The sequence below is a fragment of the Sodalis sp. (in: enterobacteria) genome, assembly GCF_036327475.1.
Classification (GTDB): domain Bacteria; phylum Pseudomonadota; class Gammaproteobacteria; order Enterobacterales; family Enterobacteriaceae.
The window spans coordinates 710,738-726,546 of record NZ_CP132913.1 but is presented as its reverse complement, the minus strand read 5'-3'; the positions used below and the strand labels follow the sequence as shown (position 1 = coordinate 726,546).

Genomic DNA, 15,809 nt, shown 5'->3' with positions numbered 1-15,809 from the left:
TTATATAAAATCAAGTAAATTTGTAAGCGCGCTCGGCGGCGCTCGCGCCTCACCATAAGGACTGCCTCGCGCCGCCACAGGCCATGTGTATGTTGATCACCTTTTCCGCCTCAAGTCAACACTTTTCCCCTCATATGCACTATCGGGTTGCGATAATGTCAGATTACTGGTATTGTATCCAGTAGTGACTGGTAAAATAGCGTGGCAGTCTCTATATCCATAGAGTGTCCCGCCACTTACTTTCCAGCAGGAAGTCATAGCAGATGAATCAAGCATTTAAACTGGTTTCATCGTTTAAACCGTCAGGTGACCAGCCTGAGGCCATTCGTCGCCTGGAGGAAGGGTTGGAAGATGGTCTGGCCCATCAGACCCTGTTGGGCGTGACCGGCTCGGGGAAAACCTTTACTGTGGCGAATGTGATAGCCGATCTGAACCGTCCAACCATGGTGCTGGCGCCTAATAAAACGCTGGCGGCGCAGCTGTATGGCGAAATGAAGGCTTTTTTCCCCGATAACGCGGTGGAGTATTTTGTTTCCTACTATGACTATTACCAGCCGGAAGCCTATGTGCCCAGTTCCGATATCTTCATTGAAAAGGATGCGTCTGTTAACGAGCGTATTGAGCAAATGCGCTTATCCGCCACCAAAGCGCTGCTGGAGCGGCGCGATGTCATCGTAGTAGCCTCAGTTTCCGCTATCTATGGTCTGGGGGACCCTGACGCTTATCTGAAAATGATGCTGCACCTGACGCGCGGCATGATTGTCTCCCAGCGCAGCATCGTTAACCGGCTTGCCGAGCTGCAATATACCCGTAAAGATCAGCCTTTCCAGCGCGGTACTTTCCGGGTGCGCGGCGGGGTCATCGATATTTTTCCCGCTGAGTTCGACGAAGTGGCGCTGCGGGTTGAGCTGTTTGACGATAAAGTGGAGCGTTTGTTGCTGTTCGCCCCACTCACGGGCCACGTCGACCAGGAAGTACCCCGTTACACCATCTACCCTAAAACCCATTACGTCACGCCACGTGAGCGTCTGGTGCAGGCGATGGAAAATATTAAAGTGGAACTGACGGAACGGCGCCAGATGCTGATAGCCAACGGCAAGCTGCTGGAAGAACAGCGCCTGTCACAGCGTACCGCCTTTGATCTGGAAATGATGAATGAGCTGGGCTACTGCTCGGGGATCGAGAACTACTCTCGCTATCTATCGGGCCGCGAACCTGGTGAGCCGCCGCCAACGCTGTTTAACTACCTGCCCGCTGACGGTCTACTGGTGGTGGACGAGTCCCACGTTACCATTCCGCAAATCGGTGGAATGTATCGCGGCGATCGGGCGCGTAAAGAGACCCTTGTGGAATACGGTTTCCGCCTGCCCTCTGCGCTGGATAACCGGCCGATGAAGTTTGAAGAATTTGCCGCACTGGCGCCGCAGACCATTTATGTTTCCGCCACGCCCGGCCCCTATGAGCTGAAAATGTGCGGCAACGAGGTAATAGACCAACTTGTGCGGCCCACCGGTCTATTGGATCCGCAAATTGAGGTACGGCCGGTCACTACTCAGGTGGACGATCTGTTGTCGGAAATCCGCCGGCGGGTACAGGTAAACGAGCGTGTGCTGGTTAACACGCTGACCAAGCGGATGGCCAAGGATTTGACCGAATATCTCGAAGAACACGGTGAGCGGGCGCGCTATCTTCATTCAGACATCGAAACCGTAGAACGGGTGGAGATCATTCGCGATTTGCGTCTCGGCGAATTCGACGTTCTGGTCGGTATCAACCTACTGCGCGAAGGTCTGGATATGCCTGAAGTGTCGCTGGTGGCGATTTTGGACGCCGACAAAGAGGGCTTTTTGCGCTCGGAACGTTCGCTCATCCAGACTATCGGCCGCGCGGCGCGTAATCTCAACGGCAAAGCTATCCTGTATGGCGATAAAATCACGCCATCCATGGCGCGTGCGATCGAGGAGGCTGAGCGTCGACGCGAGAAACAACATGCGTATAATCTAGCCAACGGCATTGTTCCGCAGGCGCTGAATAGGCAAATCGCCGATATCATGGAACTAGGTCAGTCTCCGGTGTACGCGAAGCATAAAAAACGCAAGGCGATGGAAGCGGCGACCAAGTGTGGTGATTTGACGCCGAAAACGCTAGAGCGGAAGATCCGCGAGCTGGAAACCCGTATGCAGCAACATGCGCAGAACCTAGAATTTGAAAAGGCAGCCAGCATACGCGACCAAGTTCGCGCTCTGCGTGAGCAATTCATCGCCGTCTCATGATGGCGACGCTGCCCTCGGTGGAGGTTTTCTCGCATGGCCGGCGGCGCCACTGACCACTGTCTCCAACGGTTAGCCAAGTGACTGCAGGACCAGATCCAGCGCCTGGCGCAGTAACCCGCGATCGTGATGATGAGGTTCGTCGTTCGCCGCCAGCAGCCGCTGTATGATAATGCGTTCCGCGAGGCCATCCGTCTCTGTTTCCGACCCGACAATCACCCCGTTGATAACCTTTTCCCGGCCGATAGCCTGCTCCATCATGCGCACTTTTTGCGTCAGTGTCATATTTGCCGCCGCCACGCTGAGCTCGCGGCCGAGGTTATCCAAGTAGATCATCGGCGCGGGGGTGCGACGCAGCGCCTGCGTTAAATCTTCCACCAGCAGTAGCGGCATCAGACTGGTGAGAAAGCTGCCGGGGCCGATAATGATAAGGTCCGCGCCGGCGATAGCTAACAACGCTTCGCGCGTCGCCGGAACCGGCGCTGTGAGCTTCAGCTGTATGGGCAGTTCATGTAGTCTGTCAATGGCAACTTCCCCATACACGGTATCGCCGGACAGCACGGTGGCCTGCAAATCCACCGGCTGTTCCGACATCGGGATCAGGCTGGCGTTAACCTTCAGCAGGTTGCGAATCAGGTTGATGGCTTCAAGCGGCCTGACGCTAAGATTATCCAGCGCTTTTAACATTAAATTGCCCAGGTTGTGGCCCGCCAGCTCACCCTGGCCTCCAAAGCGGTATTCAAACATCGCCGAGGCGATGCTCGGTTCGGCGATAAGTTGATTGAGGCAGTTGCGAGTATCGCCCCAGGCAATGCCACCCTCAGACTGGCGAATACGCCCGGAAGAGCCGCCGTTATCGGTGGTTGTCACGATGCCCGTCAATCGTGATCCAAGAAAGGAAAGCGCAGACATGACCCGACCTAAGCCGTGGCCGCCGCCCAGGGCTACCACCTGGTCCAAATCGACCAATGTTCGGTTGCGCATAATTCTCCTGATTGTGTGAAACAGGTAACTGAGGCTGAGTGTGGCATAAAATAGCGGATTTGCCTGTAAAAGCGAATCGGCACAACAAGCGCATAGCGGGAGATTTCAGGAAATGAAATGGGAAAATCATTGTAATATTAACGCCATATATATTGTTGTATACCATTTCTGCGCCTTTGAGCAAAATAGTAGTATCACTCCAAATCTTTACGCGAAATGCTGACATCTCCCGTATTTGGAGAGGAGTTATTGTGTCACAATTTATCGATATGTTTGAGCACAGGTTTTACTATCTTCACTTGTCAATCACGGACATCTGTAATTTTAGCTGCGCCTATTGCCTGCCTGACGATTGATGAAGTGGTGTTTTCCCCACCGGTCGCCGGAATCTGAATGGACGCTACCTTGATTGGGGTCGGCCTGGCGGATTTCGGCGTGGCGGCGCTGTATGCCTGCCTGGTTGTCCGTCAGCGATACCGATGGCGCGGTCGTCACGTTTACCGGCAAAGTGCACAAACATAATTTTGGGGCCGAAACCCTGGAACATTGTCCAAGCATGATCGAGAAAGCGCTGGCGGAAATCGTGGCGCCGGCGAGTGTATCGTGTTCGTTGGAGTGAGTGGCGTCTACCGCCGCCGAAATATATGATGGATCTGCTCAAAACCCACAAGCGTCGTTCTGGAAGCGGGAAACTCCCCTCGCCGGCAATCGCTGGCTGGATGCGCGCACCAGCGACCAGCTGAGCGCTGAAGGGAAGAACACATTCCAAGTGAGATAGATGGTATCAGCTGAGTTTTGGTGCGCCGCAGGCGAATGGGATCCGGCCGCACTTTTATGGTGTGCTTGGCTGAGGTGGATCAGTCGTACGGTTTAGGTGTTTAGCCCGTGTTCGGCCTGGTATATTTCGTTCGCTACCACAAAGGTGATAGTCATGGACTGCTTTTCTCACTTCCAGGGCTTCATCGTAGAGCGCGCCAATAGCGCAGTGCAGCCGTTTATAGCGCAGGCCTACGGCTTGGATGACCCGCGGATTACTGTTAACTGCCTTCGTAGCCTGGTATGCCTTCCACACGCTTGTTGCAATTCAAGCCAGATAGTCTTTTGAGTATGATCATTGCCAAATTTGCGCTGGTGTTTGTCATTTCAGGCATAATTAACCGCCTCAGCTGGGCGGTGGCAACATCGCTTTTTATGCTCTACTCTGCTCTGAGCGGGTTGACGCTTGCCAGCATTTCATCGTCAGAATTTCATCGTCTACACCGTTTCCTCCATCGCCAGCACCTTCGTGGCGGATCGCCGGCATGTTTGGCACTATGACGCTTTATGGCTATACCACTAATCAGCTTTGGTAACCTGCTGTTTATAGCGCTCATCGGTATTGTACTAGCCTCGTCGGTGAATATCTGGCTGAAAAGCATCGCGCTGATGTGGCGGTGACATATATCGGCGTGCTAGTATTCGTGTGGACTAACCGCCTATGACACCCAGAAATTGAAGAACATGGGCGCGCAACTGTTGTCGGAAAACAAAGACCAGCTTCGCAAATATTCCAATCTGTTCTTGATGTTGCTGCGTATTTTCGACAACCGACGCTAAACTGGAGCTCTTGAACTACGTGTAATCTTGGCCTGCCGACGCCTCGAACATCTTCCCACCTGCCGAGTTTCTCGGCATGATCTTTCATCAAGTGTGATGATCTTACCCAGTTTGGGCCTGGGCGGCAACAAGCTGGGTAAGTTGGAATTTCTTGCCGTTGGTGCCCTGCGGCAGACGGCAGCGCGGGCGGACAAATGGGGTTGCATGACGGCGCGCTAATGGCGTATGTTGTATGTTGTGTTGGCGGCTTCAACACGCGCCGGGTCGTTCTGTGCCGGTTGCATGTTGGAAATCGCCCACCGGTGCCGTGCCAAGGGATCATTCAATCAGGGGTGGAGTGCTGCTTTTGGGCAGCGGCGGCACGTATGCAGGGCTAGCGGTCGGTCTGAGCGCCGTGTTGCCGGAAACGGCCATGGTGGCCTCACCGTCTCGCGCCGCGTAGAGCAAGCAGTCCTTAACTGTAGGACTTATCGCGCAGACGAGTAAACGCTTGTCGCTACTGATACCGGTGGCGGACATTATCCCCTTGGACGAGTACTACCCCTCCTCTACTATGGCGTATGGCGTAGCCAACGACGAGAGGGGCGCGAGGCAATTGCTCTACTGGCGCGTCGGAGGGTATCCTGCTAGACCCGGTGTGTACCGGCAAGGCGATGGGGTTTATTGACGGTCTGAACCGTGGTTGCTTCTCCAGCTGGCCGCTCGTGTTCATACACACCGGCGGTGTGCCAGCGCTGTGTTTGATTATCATCATTTGGAGATCCGATGAGCATTATTGAAGTTAAAGGCTAGGTGAAGTGATCCAATGACCAAATGACCATAGGGTGCTCAACGGTATTGACTTCGCGGTGAATCTCGGCAAGGTGTTGACCGCCGTCGGCCCGAGCGGATCCGGTAAAACCACACTGCTGCGCAGTATTTGCTGGAAACACCGGACGGCGGTGGTATTTAGGTGAGAGACCATTGCGCTAGCCGCCCCTTAACAGTCAGAAAGGGCAAATCCACGCACTCGCTGTGGAGCGGCGTACCATGGGTATTGTTACCCACGAGATTGGGCTCACCCGTGACGTTGCCGACCATGCGATTTCATGGATGAAGGCAACGTCGTTGCGCAAGCGCCCGCGCGCGAGGCGTTCGCACACCCAGCTCTTTTCATAGTCGCGCCGGCTCGCCGCGCCGTGTTAATCCCCGCTGTGGCGGGGAAGATATTACAGTCATTTACCGGATACTTGTGCCAAAAGCCGAATATTTTGCCATAACCCCTTACCGTCCCCCTTACCGTTGCTTGTCCGTTCACCATGGTAAGGTTTGGCCTTCCATCCAATTATCCCCCGAGCGAAATTTTGTGCGCATTAGTGGAGCAGGACTATCTCGGAGCAGGACTATCTCGAACCGACGCCGGTTCAGCAACAAGCCACCCATTATGTATTCGATAATATTTTCGCCGATCGACATGTACTCGCTGGTGGTGTTCGGCGGTATCAACATCAGCTCGGAGATGATGAAACTGCGCAGCGGCGTGGAAATGCTGGTGGGCGACCCCGAGGCGCATGTTAGAGCTGGCTCAGCAGCGCGCGGCCGATCTTTCTCATGTGGAATCTGGTGCTGGATGAGGTCGATTGCATGCTGAGTATGAGCTTTATTCACAATATCCGCCGGATGATGATGAAGCTGCTGCCGACAAAACGTCATAGTCTGATGTTTTCCGCTATCTTCAGGCTCGGCGCGATATCGCAGCTTACAAGGACGGTTCACTGACGTCGTCATCACAGAATAAGAGACATGGCGAACGTACCTGGGCGGTGGCGGATTTTAAGCATGGCAGCTCTGTGCTTGGTGGCGGCCGATATTTTGGTGTTTATCTGTTGCTTTTCGCAAAGATTTTCCCCTACTAGTGCGCCACTGCTAGTGATCAGGTGGCGTTATGCGTGTCGTGTTGGCTCTGATGGAAGGCGTGCTTGACACGCTGGTCCGCGAGCTGTTGTGCGAAATAAACGATTACGAAAATGATTACGATTTTTGTATCACCAAATTCGCGGGTAGTGGAGGTCTTCTCCGGAAAAATCCTTCTACCAACTTTTCCCTGAATTGCACCGAGATAGCCTGACGCCTGACGGCACCCCGTGCAGCTGTAATGGCTGTGGAAAGGCCCGCCGGCTGACGGAGAATGTCTGGCGTGCGGCGGCGCTGAGATCCTTGGCTGCCGATCTCAACTGCGGCTACCCGTCGAAACCGTCAACGGTAGCGGCGGCGTAACGCTCCTGAAAGATTCTGAGCCGATTTATCAGACCGCGAAAAGCGATTCTCGGTCAAAGTCCGCCTCGGTTTGGATTCCCCGGTCGTAGCCTGAAAATCACCGATGCGGTGTTAGCAGGCCGGCGCCAGCGAAATCGCGGTACACAGCTGTACCAAAGAGATGGCTACTGGAGAAAGCATCGACTGATCTTCCATCGCGGCGATCCGCCAGCGTTTATGCATCCTCGTTATCGCTAATGGCAAGGTGAGGCGCGGACAATCGTGCCTAGCGGTCTCTGGTGCCAGTCTCTAATGATTGCGCGCCCCGCTCAGCTGCCCAACCTGAGCCAAGTGGTTTAACTATTTACGCAAGTGCTATCCCGCAGTCGGCAAGCTGTTTAGCACTCTGCGAAAACTTCTACGGCGATAAGCGATATGCTCTTCCATCTTTTTGACCAAGCGAAATGACTTTCTGTCGCAGGCAAACACCCCTTTCCCGACCTACGTCAACGCCGGCTGCTATCCTTTACCACGTTGAAAGCGCGACATTGCTTCAATCGCCGGTCTTGTTTGTTCAACGGTGAACGCGTTGCGCAAGACAGTCATTTTACAGAACTTACCCCTATAACTCCTCGATCTAGAGATTTCAGCACAGGACTCACAAAAACACGCGCATTATAAACACTATGACGATGACATCGTTGACATTGATTTTATCTGACGTCCCTACACCACGCTGGAAAGCTGTGTGCCAGGACACCAAAGGTTCGATTGGGCGGTGGCTTGCATGTTCTGGAGCATGTTCTGGACCTGCTGCGGTAGATATTTGGAGATACTGGCGGTACTCAACGACGGAGCGATCTTTTACAATTGTGGTTGACCTGCCAGCGAATACCAGAACCGCGGCAGCTGTATTATTTCTTGCGCAATTGCACTTCCGATGACGGCGAGATGTATGAGCGATTGAAAGATTTAACCCACGTGGCCTACCAAAGACCCGCTATCCGCATTATACACAGCAGCAAGCGTTGGAGTTCGTGTTGAACACCTGGATGACCGGCCACCATTTCGATGCCTATTGCTTGGTTTTCACCTCCGAGAGTGCCGCGACGTTATTGGCCGAAGTGATTGAACTGGGTATTTTGAGTGTCGCGATCTCTGCCCTGCAGTAGTACGAGGATGAATTTTACATTCAACTCATCAAGCTGAGTGAGCCCGCGCTCCCTCATCCAGGTTCAGACACATCGTGAGCGCCAGTTGGCGACTCGCTTGCTTCATGTGGTGCGCGCTCCTTCCCCGTTAATCGCTGGAGCGCGGGTCCGCGGCCTCTGATGAACGAGCGTTTAATTCACTACCTGCCGAAACGAGATTGCTTCACGAGCATCATCTTCATCCTCAGTGGTCAAAGAAAAGACCGCGATCATTCCCGCCTTCTCCGGCCGAAGCACCTTGCGCCCAACGTTTTCTGGAAAGGGTGCTGTCGCCGCTCAGCGATGTTGGGCCGACGCCTTTATGATTTGGCATTCTGATTAGATCGGCGTGCAGCTGTTGGCGTGGACCGGTACCGGCTTTGCTACTACCTTTCTGATGACGTTGGTGGACCGCTTTTGCGACGGTGATGCTGCTGCTCTTGGCGCTGTGTATGATGACGTAGCGGGCGGTTGCTGGTGGGGCTGGGTTTCGCTTTTTGCAACACTCCTTTGCTAGTATAGCTGTTTTTAGTATTTGCCGCCTGTAGCACACTGCCGGTCGGATTGTGCGACTGTTTGGCCGACGACCACCGCTGGACTACATTGCCCGGTAATCTTCCTTGGCTGACGCCGGAATTTATCTGCGCCATCTGGGAATCGGCGGCGTTCAGCATCGCTTGCCTGCTTGAAGAGTTGCAGGCGGGGCTTAACGCTCTACCGGCAGGGCAGCGCGAAGCGGTGATCACGCAAGGTTTCTGGTGATGCTGCATTACATCCTGTTGCCGCATGGGGTGCGCAACACTTAACAGCTCCTGGCTAGGCAATATCTCACTTGATAAGGCTCTCCTCCCTGGTCTTCGTCATCGGTTTTGACGCGTTGACTTATTACATCAGCCAGATTGAAAGCTACAATGCCCACGTGCTGGATGGGTGCGCCGTTTGTACGGTGCTGTAGTTGTTGCTATAGCTGGCGATGGACATAATCTTGCTACGGCCGCCTCGGCTCGTTGGGCGGTAGGACGGCCATGAACTTTAATTGGACGGTGGCGTAGGATAATCTGACATATCTGTTTTGGGAGAGGTGAGTGGTGGCGAAAGAGGAACTCGGCAGCCTACTGTTGACGATGCTGATAGCGCTTGCCGCTGGCGGCGCTAGTCTGATTACTGCGAACTTTGTCAACCAGTCAGGTGGAAGCCGGGCTAATTTGTTACTCTCCTGGATCGGTCTACTAACGTCGCTGATTGTCGCTGATTAAGGATGCGGTTGCTGGTGTTTACCGTCAATGTGCCGAAGTTGACCACCGTAGCAGGCCATGTCAACAGCCGGCTCCTAGTTTGTATTATGTTTTTGCGCCTTGCTTACCGCGCTGACGACCTGGTCCGGTCGTAGCGCGTGGCTGCGTCGCGGTGGCAAACGCCGAAAGTTTGGATGGCGGCTATGAGGTCGGCCTGGGCGGCTTGAAATTCATGCCGAGTTTTCTGGCGCTGACGGTGGTCGGGCTATGGTATGGTATGCCATTCGTACTCGGCCCGACTGCGGCGGCCGAGACAGACAGAACTAGGTAGAATGAGTGGCGCCACTATGGCCGCACCCAGCCGGGAGCATTATTCGCCCTGACCCAACTCACATACAGTAGCGCAACTCGCCTCCGCCTCTCCGTCTTTGCGATTCACACCGACGATGTCATGCAGTTGGAGGAAAAGGGGCACGAATTCAATTTTAAGGCTACCCAGATTAAAGTGGCCAACCGGCTTTATCTCAGTACGCCTCACCAACAGGTGCTGGTGCTGAATGAGACTACCGGTAAAACTCTCTGGGCCTACGATCCCCACAACGACACCCGTGCCAACAGGTATCTTGCCTGCCGCGGAGTGGCCTATTACTAATCGCCACTCCTGCCAATGCCCATTGCGTCGGCGCATTATCAGCACCACCTCTGATGCCAAATTTATCGCGCTTGATGCCGACACGAGGCGGTTATGTCAGGATTGCGGGCAGGGGAACCGTGTAAACCTGAGCGATTTGATGAGTAAGGATGGGCAAGGTTCCGCCGGACTTTCATTTTCATGGCTCCTGGTGATGAACGATTGCGTTGTTTTGAGTGGCTGGACTTGATAATCAGGCGTACCGCGAGCCTTCCGGCGTGGTTCGCGCCTTGGTCCACAAAGTAGAAAACTAGTCTAGGTATGAGACATAGGCCACCGCTATCCCACCCAATCGCGCCACTAAAACCCGGCGAAACTTACACCTGTAGCCCGCCGAATGGCTGGGGCCCTATACCGTGGACCCGGCTCTGGGGCGGGTCTATATCCCCTGAGGAACGCCACGCCGGATTATTACGGCGCACATCATCAGCCGGTTTGTGACAAGTATTCCAGCGCTATCGTGGTGTTGGACTTGGCGACGAGGACTTTGCCATGGGCGGCAATATTGAGGGCAGGCTGATTTTGTGGGCGCCGCCACCGCCGACAACTATCTGCGCCCTTCCGACGAAACCAGCAGCAAAGAGTTGTGGCGCGGCCGCCGGTCGGCGGGTAGGCGACGCCCATCACTTATCTGGGCGCTGACGGTCGCCAGTATATTGTGATTGCCGTCGGGGACACGGTGGTTCGGCACCCGCATCGGCGCCAGCGTCATGGCCTGGGCGCTGCTCACTCGCCGCGCTGCAGGGAAATAACGGCGCGGCGAGTGGATTAGGCCTCGTATTGCTGGCGTTCTGCGCCGCGCGTGGGCGATACGGAGGCGTTATCAATCCGCGTTAATTAACGGCCGCCGAGTCGCGCTGGCGCGGTGTGCCGCTTTGATCGATCAGCTGAACAGGGGCTGGCCAATCCCGCTTCTGCCGCACGGGTGAGATAAATAAGCGTACCAGAAAAGCCTCATCCTCTTCTGTCTGCAATTGAGCGACACCGACAGTTGCCTCTCACTTTTCACCACGCAAATCAGCGAATTTTCCAGGATCATACGTCATATCTCCATATCCTCATAACACTTTGAATTGCAGACAGAGCCCAGTAAGTTGGGCCAACTCTTCAATGGGTACTTCTCTCGTTGCGCTTCTGCCGTTATCTACCACCGACGGGCGCGGCTACGTGGGATTTGTCGATACCCTTGCTAGAGGTCAATACAGTCGTTGGTAAGTGTAAACGTCCCTTTTCAGTACGCTTCCAAATGCGGCGGGTAGCCGGGTCGCACGCAAGTCGAGGCGACAATCGTGCTTATCATGCCATTGTTATGGCGCAATACAACGGTTCCGCAATCCTCCGCCTCCGTTTGGTTGGCGAACATGGCCAGCTCGCCGTGCAGCCGTGCGGGCATGCCGAACAGCGAATATAGGTGTCAATGGATAGAGCTGGTCGTGCCAGAAGCAGCAACCGAGATCGGGTAAATCTGTCCCAGCGCACCCAACATCAACAAGGCCTTCACTGCTAGGTTGTCTGGATAACTGCGGCGCTGATAGCTTACCATCAAGGTACGTCGTGTTGGCGGGCAGCGTCTATCATGTTATCCATGGTCGCCGTAATGGCCAGCAACTTTTCGGCCAAATGTGCTTGCCCAACCCGGCAGCCTTAATGGCGCTGTACGGATGCGGCCCATTAGTGGTGGCGACGATCACTACATCAAAGGGTTTATCGACGTCCACAAGCGTCGGCCAACAGGTCAGGGAGGGGTGGCCGGCCAGCCCATGGCTTGGCTGCCGGCGTAAATCCTGTAAGTTCTCACACCCTACGACCGCCTGCAGAACGTCGGCGTAGGTGCTACTGATATTCCCCGTACAAATAATGACATATTTCGGCGCTCTGGAATGATAATAGACTCGATCATCCATGAAACTACGCTCTCGGCCGGCAGAAGTAACCCGAATTTTCTTATCTTGTAGCAGAGGCGACAGATACCGTGAAGCGGCAATCATAATATGTGGTATAAGCACAAAATACTTTGTACACGGTAAGGCAGTATTGCAAAGCTTACCCCGCTAACCTCCCTGCCAGAAGGTTGCGACGAAGAGAAATATCATACGGGCGCCGCCAAGCATCGGTCAGCACAAAGAAAACAATCCCTTCCAATAAATCTGATGCAAGCTTTATGCTGTGTGAGTCGCTACGCCCTTTATTATGCCACATTTATGGCATAATAATGCCTTATTTCTCGTGACTGGAACGTTCCGTTTCGGCTGGCTTTCGCGATTGTGAGAAACCTTTATGAGATGACTCTGATCATTTGGCTTAATGCTGACACGTGTCGTCACTCCCGCTTTAGCGGACAATAATTCACTCTCTTCACCTAGCTTACCCCGCAATGCTTTTGTCAATGCGCTCCTGGCTTTCGCCTACGACATCTCCACGTCAGTGCACTATTTTCCCGATAAGCCTTGAACTGGCGTCCTGTTGGGACCTACGGGTGGCGGAAACCAGTGGACATATTGCCGCCCTTGAGGAAAGCGAAGATGATCTGAAAATGACATGGGCGCCGATAGTGGATATCACTCGCGATACGCGCTGGGGTTGCGTGTCACAGGGGATGGGCGAGGATACCTTTCTAGCTCAGGAAATCGGTCGCATACTGGTGAGCGCCATGCAGGAAAGCATCCCGGTGATCATCATTCGCTGATGACCAGCGTGAAACACTCTGTGCTTTACGGAGCGGTGAAAATGTTTCAGGATGCCTGCTATCTTACAAAGCGGCGTTGGATGCCGGCGGCGGGGTTATGGTGGCGCTAAATTCCATCACGGCGTGGCGGCCGTTCTGAGCATTCAGCGAAAATGGCGCGATCAACGCCGGTATTAATGCGAGAATTAACGATGAGTATTTTCTGAAATACCCGCCAGAGCGGATTCAGTACGGCGAGGTGAGCTAGGCGACGCTCGACGATGCGGTGCTCCATGTACTGAACGTCAAATACGATATGGGCCCGTTCCACGATATCTATGTGCATCTGGGGTCGACATGCAGCGATCCGGCGGATATCAACGCGCGGAAGCCGGCTGTACAGGACCGAGGCGCGTCAGGTGGTTTCGGGAGCCTGGTACTGCTAAAACCGACTCAACGCGCTGCTGCTGAAAAACAGGGTACGCTGTCGGTCATCAGCCCGCTGGCGGATTGAGCGCGTATCATGGGCAGCTTGTCCGCCGCAGGTCGCGCCAATCAGTCCATTGCACTGACTGAAATGGATCCGACACGCGATGGGCGACACGGCCAAGGTGCCCTATGCCTGTGTCGCCAATATCAGTGACCACCAAGATGATGTCCATCTCAACTAACATGAATAAACCATCAAAGTGGATCCGCGGACCCACAGGCAATGATCGATGACGCCGCGAGCACCGCCCGGCAAGCGGGTGTCATCATGGCCGCGGCAGGGGAAGCGCAGGGTATGGTCCACGAAGCCTCCAGCCGCAGCGACATCACTGTACCGGAAAGCCAACGCAGGCCACTGCGCGCGCTCAAGGCCACCGGCAAGCCGCTGGTGGTTGTGCTGCTGAGCGGTGTTAGCACTGGTGCGGAAAAACCAGCGAATGAACGCGCTGCTGGAGGCATGATTCCCCGGTAGCGAAGGGGAAATGCCATCTCTGGTGTGCTGTTTGGCGATCACAACCCGTCCGGCAAATTGCCCATGTTGTTCCCGTGCTTGGGTGGTAAATTCCCATTTACACCTGTCGTCCACATGGCCCGCAGAAGCCGGAGAAGTAAGAAGTATATACTTCTCATTATTATGATGAAGCCAACGGCCGGCTCTTTCCATTCGGCTATGGTCTGAGCTACACCCGTTTTATCTTGTCGCCGGTGACGTTGTCGGCGACGCAGTTGACGTTGACCAACGATGGCGACAGGGGACGGCGCCACTGTGGTGCAACTGTATTTTATCATCGCAGCCATCGCGGCCGTATCTGATGTGCGTGATCGTACCCGCAAAGTAACCCGGCTGCTGCTCCATGCGCCCATACCGAGCCGATTGACACAGCCGGCGGGGTAGCTCCTGATACACTCCGGAACTGATTCTGTTTCTGGACTGGGCTATTGACCAGTTGCACTTCGACGGCTCGGCCCTGCAGCAGGTTTTGGTGACGCCAGCGATACATTTTGGCCTACGTCCTGCGCTTGTCGGTACGCAACGGCGCCTGGCACGCGCCATGCGCTGCATGGGACGCCAGCCCGTCTTGACGATTATTGCCCGCTTTTGCAAAAGCGCATGGGGAATGTCACTTCCTCGCAAAGACATTATCGTCCCGGGCCGATAAGCTAATCACTTGCACGGGCCGCGGGCGAAAAATAGACGCCTCGGGCGATAACGCATGCCCATGGGCGGAGATGTTTGTCTGCGGGCAAATACCGTCTCAAAGAGACAATAGCACCCCGGGTAAAATCGGTACAAGGGTATCACGCCGACACTGGCGGCCTGCAGCGAGGCGAATATGGCATTAACGGGAGTTATCCTGGTCTAAACGGGATCGGGCGGTGGCACTATGGAAAAACTGTAGGCCTACCGTGAAGGCGCGCTGCACCTGCAGTGGCCGTTTATTGCTTAACCCAGACGGCCAAATGCTGCTGTAGCAGCGCGCGTGGGAGAAATACCGCTGCGGCGGTCTTTGTAGCAACACCTGCTGCGGCCCTAGGAAGAGAGCGCCGCCTCTCACCGTCATCTGTATGAAGAGATAGAGCTGCTGGAGCGCTGACGCCGATATTGAAACTGTGCTGCCTGCCACTGTCTAATTGGCTGATTGAACACAAACAGTGTTTTTGCGTCACGCCGTCAGTTGGCCCAACGCCCGATCCCGACAAAGCGATGGCCTGGCGCTGGCAAGCAATGTTGTCGGTGGTGGTGAAACTCGCCAGCGAACCTGAAGTGTTCACGCCCTGGTTCAGATGAGCATGGAGAAAATTTCACACAGTATGCCGCATTTATGCCGCGTTTCTACGCGCTCGGCAAGCCAGTTAATTCGATGCGGCGGAGCCTGCGCGCCAGCGCCTTTGCATCCTTTATGCCCTCCTGTCGGCAGGGTAAACTGAGCAAGCCGCCATTGCGGCGCTCCATATCGAGGTTGATAGCGATGCAGGGACGCGGCGCTGCCATGCTGTATGGGGATTATTGCGCACCTGATATACGATTAATACGTGCATTTTCGCTACCGACTCGCTATTTTGGGTTGTTTTTGTAAAACCGCTGACCGTCGATGCCCGTTCTGTGCTGATTATCATTACTGAAACAATGTCTACGACAACCATGGTTAATTATGGCCGCGCGGTGTTACTCTCCACCTAATGCTCGACATCACGCCAGCAGCGCAGGCCTGCGGATGCGGAAGGATCGCTATTAGGCAATATCATTTTTCAATTTCTTGAATCCCATCAAGTTAAAGCGGTTAACAAACTGCAACTTGGCGCGACCTATTTATCTGGAGTACACCGGCAACAGCTTCTCCTCGGAGTAGGATCAAATAGCTTGACTATAACAAAATCATATACTTGGATTAGCCTGCCACCGACGATACTTGCCTTACACGATGAGCTGGCCTAAGAACAGCATCTCGACTC

16 protein-coding genes and 7 pseudogenes are annotated in these 15,809 nt (G+C 54.5%); 18 read left to right on the top strand and 5 right to left on the bottom strand.

The genetic code is table 11. The features are described 5' to 3' along the window. Positions 1 to 263 precede the first annotated feature (263 nt). On the top strand, positions 264 to 2,273 hold the full coding sequence (gene uvrB, locus GPOALKHO_RS03990; RefSeq protein ID WP_406703100.1) for an excinuclease ABC subunit UvrB: 2,010 nt from the start codon (positions 264 to 266) through the stop codon (positions 2,271 to 2,273). 69 nt (positions 2,274 to 2,342) lie between these two features. Here uvrB and yvcK read toward each other — a convergent pair whose 3' ends face one another. Beyond that, complete coding sequence (yvcK, locus tag GPOALKHO_RS03985) at positions 2,343 to 3,254, bottom strand: uridine diphosphate-N-acetylglucosamine-binding protein YvcK (RefSeq protein WP_406703099.1); 912 nt, start codon at positions 3,252 to 3,254, stop codon at positions 2,343 to 2,345. A 248-nt stretch (positions 3,255 to 3,502) separates the two neighbouring features. Here yvcK and moaA point away from each other — a divergent pair. The 12 genes and pseudogenes from moaA to GPOALKHO_RS03925 all read left to right on the top strand — a co-directional run. Beyond that, positions 3,503 to 3,604: pseudogene (gene moaA / locus GPOALKHO_RS03980) on the top strand (GTP 3',8-cyclase MoaA); the annotation flags it as partial. 43 nt (positions 3,605 to 3,647) lie between these two features. Then, positions 3,648 to 4,032: pseudogene (moaE, locus tag GPOALKHO_RS03975) on the top strand (molybdopterin synthase catalytic subunit MoaE). Positions 4,033 to 4,185: 153 nt separating this feature from the next. After that, a pseudogene (locus GPOALKHO_RS03970) lies at positions 4,186 to 4,850 on the top strand (Bax inhibitor-1 family protein). Between the two features lie 490 nt (positions 4,851 to 5,340). Continuing rightward, positions 5,341 to 5,517, top strand: a complete 177-nt coding sequence (locus GPOALKHO_RS03965; RefSeq protein WP_406703097.1) for a hypothetical protein — start codon at positions 5,341 to 5,343, stop codon at positions 5,515 to 5,517. 157 nt (positions 5,518 to 5,674) lie between these two features. Beyond that, positions 5,675 to 5,770: pseudogene (locus GPOALKHO_RS03960) on the top strand (ATP-binding cassette domain-containing protein); the annotation flags it as partial. Positions 5,771 to 5,849: 79 nt separating this feature from the next. Further along, positions 5,850 to 5,995: pseudogene (locus tag GPOALKHO_RS03955) on the top strand (L-cystine ABC transporter ATP-binding protein YecC); the annotation flags it as partial. A gap of 302 nt (positions 5,996 to 6,297) precedes the next feature. Continuing rightward, a pseudogene (locus tag GPOALKHO_RS03950) lies at positions 6,298 to 6,566 on the top strand (DEAD/DEAH box helicase); the annotation flags it as partial. A 208-nt stretch (positions 6,567 to 6,774) separates the two neighbouring features. Next, the gene (locus GPOALKHO_RS03945) at positions 6,775 to 6,957 is read left to right on the top strand and encodes a hypothetical protein (RefSeq protein ID WP_406703096.1); all 183 of its coding nucleotides are present in this window, start codon (positions 6,775 to 6,777) and stop codon (positions 6,955 to 6,957) included. 1,156 nt (positions 6,958 to 8,113) lie between these two features. After that, on the top strand, positions 8,114 to 8,257 hold the full coding sequence (locus tag GPOALKHO_RS03940; protein ID WP_406703094.1) for a hypothetical protein: 144 nt from the start codon (positions 8,114 to 8,116) through the stop codon (positions 8,255 to 8,257). A 594-nt stretch (positions 8,258 to 8,851) separates the two neighbouring features. Then, a complete protein-coding gene (locus GPOALKHO_RS03935; RefSeq protein ID WP_406703093.1) occupies positions 8,852 to 9,037 on the top strand; it encodes a hypothetical protein in 186 nt (61 codons plus the stop codon). 326 nt (positions 9,038 to 9,363) lie between these two features. After that, positions 9,364 to 9,531 carry a hypothetical protein gene (locus tag GPOALKHO_RS03930; RefSeq protein ID WP_406703092.1) on the top strand — a complete coding sequence of 56 codons (168 nt, stop codon included), beginning with the start codon at positions 9,364 to 9,366 and terminating at the stop codon, positions 9,529 to 9,531. A 430-nt stretch (positions 9,532 to 9,961) separates the two neighbouring features. Further along, positions 9,962 to 10,162: a hypothetical protein gene (locus tag GPOALKHO_RS03925; protein WP_406703091.1), complete on the top strand. Its 201-nt coding sequence runs from the start codon at positions 9,962 to 9,964 to the stop codon at positions 10,160 to 10,162. A 586-nt stretch (positions 10,163 to 10,748) separates the two neighbouring features. Here the strand turns inward: GPOALKHO_RS03925 and GPOALKHO_RS03920 are convergent. From GPOALKHO_RS03920 to GPOALKHO_RS03910, 3 genes are all read right to left on the bottom strand, one after another. Further along, on the bottom strand, positions 10,749 to 10,931 hold the full coding sequence (locus GPOALKHO_RS03920) for a hypothetical protein (protein WP_406703089.1): 183 nt from the start codon (positions 10,929 to 10,931) through the stop codon (positions 10,749 to 10,751). Between the two features lie 501 nt (positions 10,932 to 11,432). Next, positions 11,433 to 11,594 carry a hypothetical protein gene (locus GPOALKHO_RS03915; protein WP_406703087.1) on the bottom strand — a complete coding sequence of 54 codons (162 nt, stop codon included), beginning with the start codon at positions 11,592 to 11,594 and terminating at the stop codon, positions 11,433 to 11,435. 181 nt (positions 11,595 to 11,775) lie between these two features. Next, the gene (locus GPOALKHO_RS03910) at positions 11,776 to 12,105 is read right to left on the bottom strand and encodes a hypothetical protein (RefSeq protein ID WP_406703085.1); all 330 of its coding nucleotides are present in this window, start codon (positions 12,103 to 12,105) and stop codon (positions 11,776 to 11,778) included. 470 nt (positions 12,106 to 12,575) lie between these two features. Between GPOALKHO_RS03910 and GPOALKHO_RS03905 the strand changes: the two genes are divergently transcribed. The 4 genes from GPOALKHO_RS03905 to GPOALKHO_RS03890 all read left to right on the top strand — a co-directional run bounded on the left by GPOALKHO_RS03905 (position 12,576) and on the right by GPOALKHO_RS03890 (position 15,144). Continuing rightward, a complete protein-coding gene (locus GPOALKHO_RS03905; protein ID WP_406703083.1) occupies positions 12,576 to 12,887 on the top strand; it encodes a glycoside hydrolase family 3 N-terminal domain-containing protein in 312 nt (103 codons plus the stop codon). Positions 12,888 to 13,152: 265 nt separating this feature from the next. Further along, positions 13,153 to 13,380, top strand: a complete 228-nt coding sequence (locus GPOALKHO_RS03900) for a hypothetical protein (RefSeq protein ID WP_406703082.1) — start codon at positions 13,153 to 13,155, stop codon at positions 13,378 to 13,380. Between the two features lie 198 nt (positions 13,381 to 13,578). Continuing rightward, positions 13,579 to 13,827, top strand: a complete 249-nt coding sequence (locus GPOALKHO_RS03895) for a glycoside hydrolase family 3 C-terminal domain-containing protein (RefSeq protein ID WP_406703081.1) — start codon at positions 13,579 to 13,581, stop codon at positions 13,825 to 13,827. A 1,131-nt stretch (positions 13,828 to 14,958) separates the two neighbouring features. After that, complete coding sequence (locus tag GPOALKHO_RS03890) at positions 14,959 to 15,144, top strand: hypothetical protein (RefSeq protein WP_406703079.1); 186 nt, start codon at positions 14,959 to 14,961, stop codon at positions 15,142 to 15,144. A gap of 45 nt (positions 15,145 to 15,189) precedes the next feature. On the opposite strand, the gene GPOALKHO_RS03885 is transcribed toward GPOALKHO_RS03890, so the two are convergent. Continuing rightward, a complete protein-coding gene (locus GPOALKHO_RS03885) occupies positions 15,190 to 15,348 on the bottom strand; it encodes a hypothetical protein (RefSeq protein ID WP_406703078.1) in 159 nt (52 codons plus the stop codon). A gap of 222 nt (positions 15,349 to 15,570) precedes the next feature. Here GPOALKHO_RS03885 and GPOALKHO_RS03880 point away from each other — a divergent pair. Then, a pseudogene (locus GPOALKHO_RS03880) lies at positions 15,571 to 15,663 on the top strand (ABC transporter substrate-binding protein); the annotation flags it as partial. Positions 15,664 to 15,809: the final 146 nt, after the last annotated feature.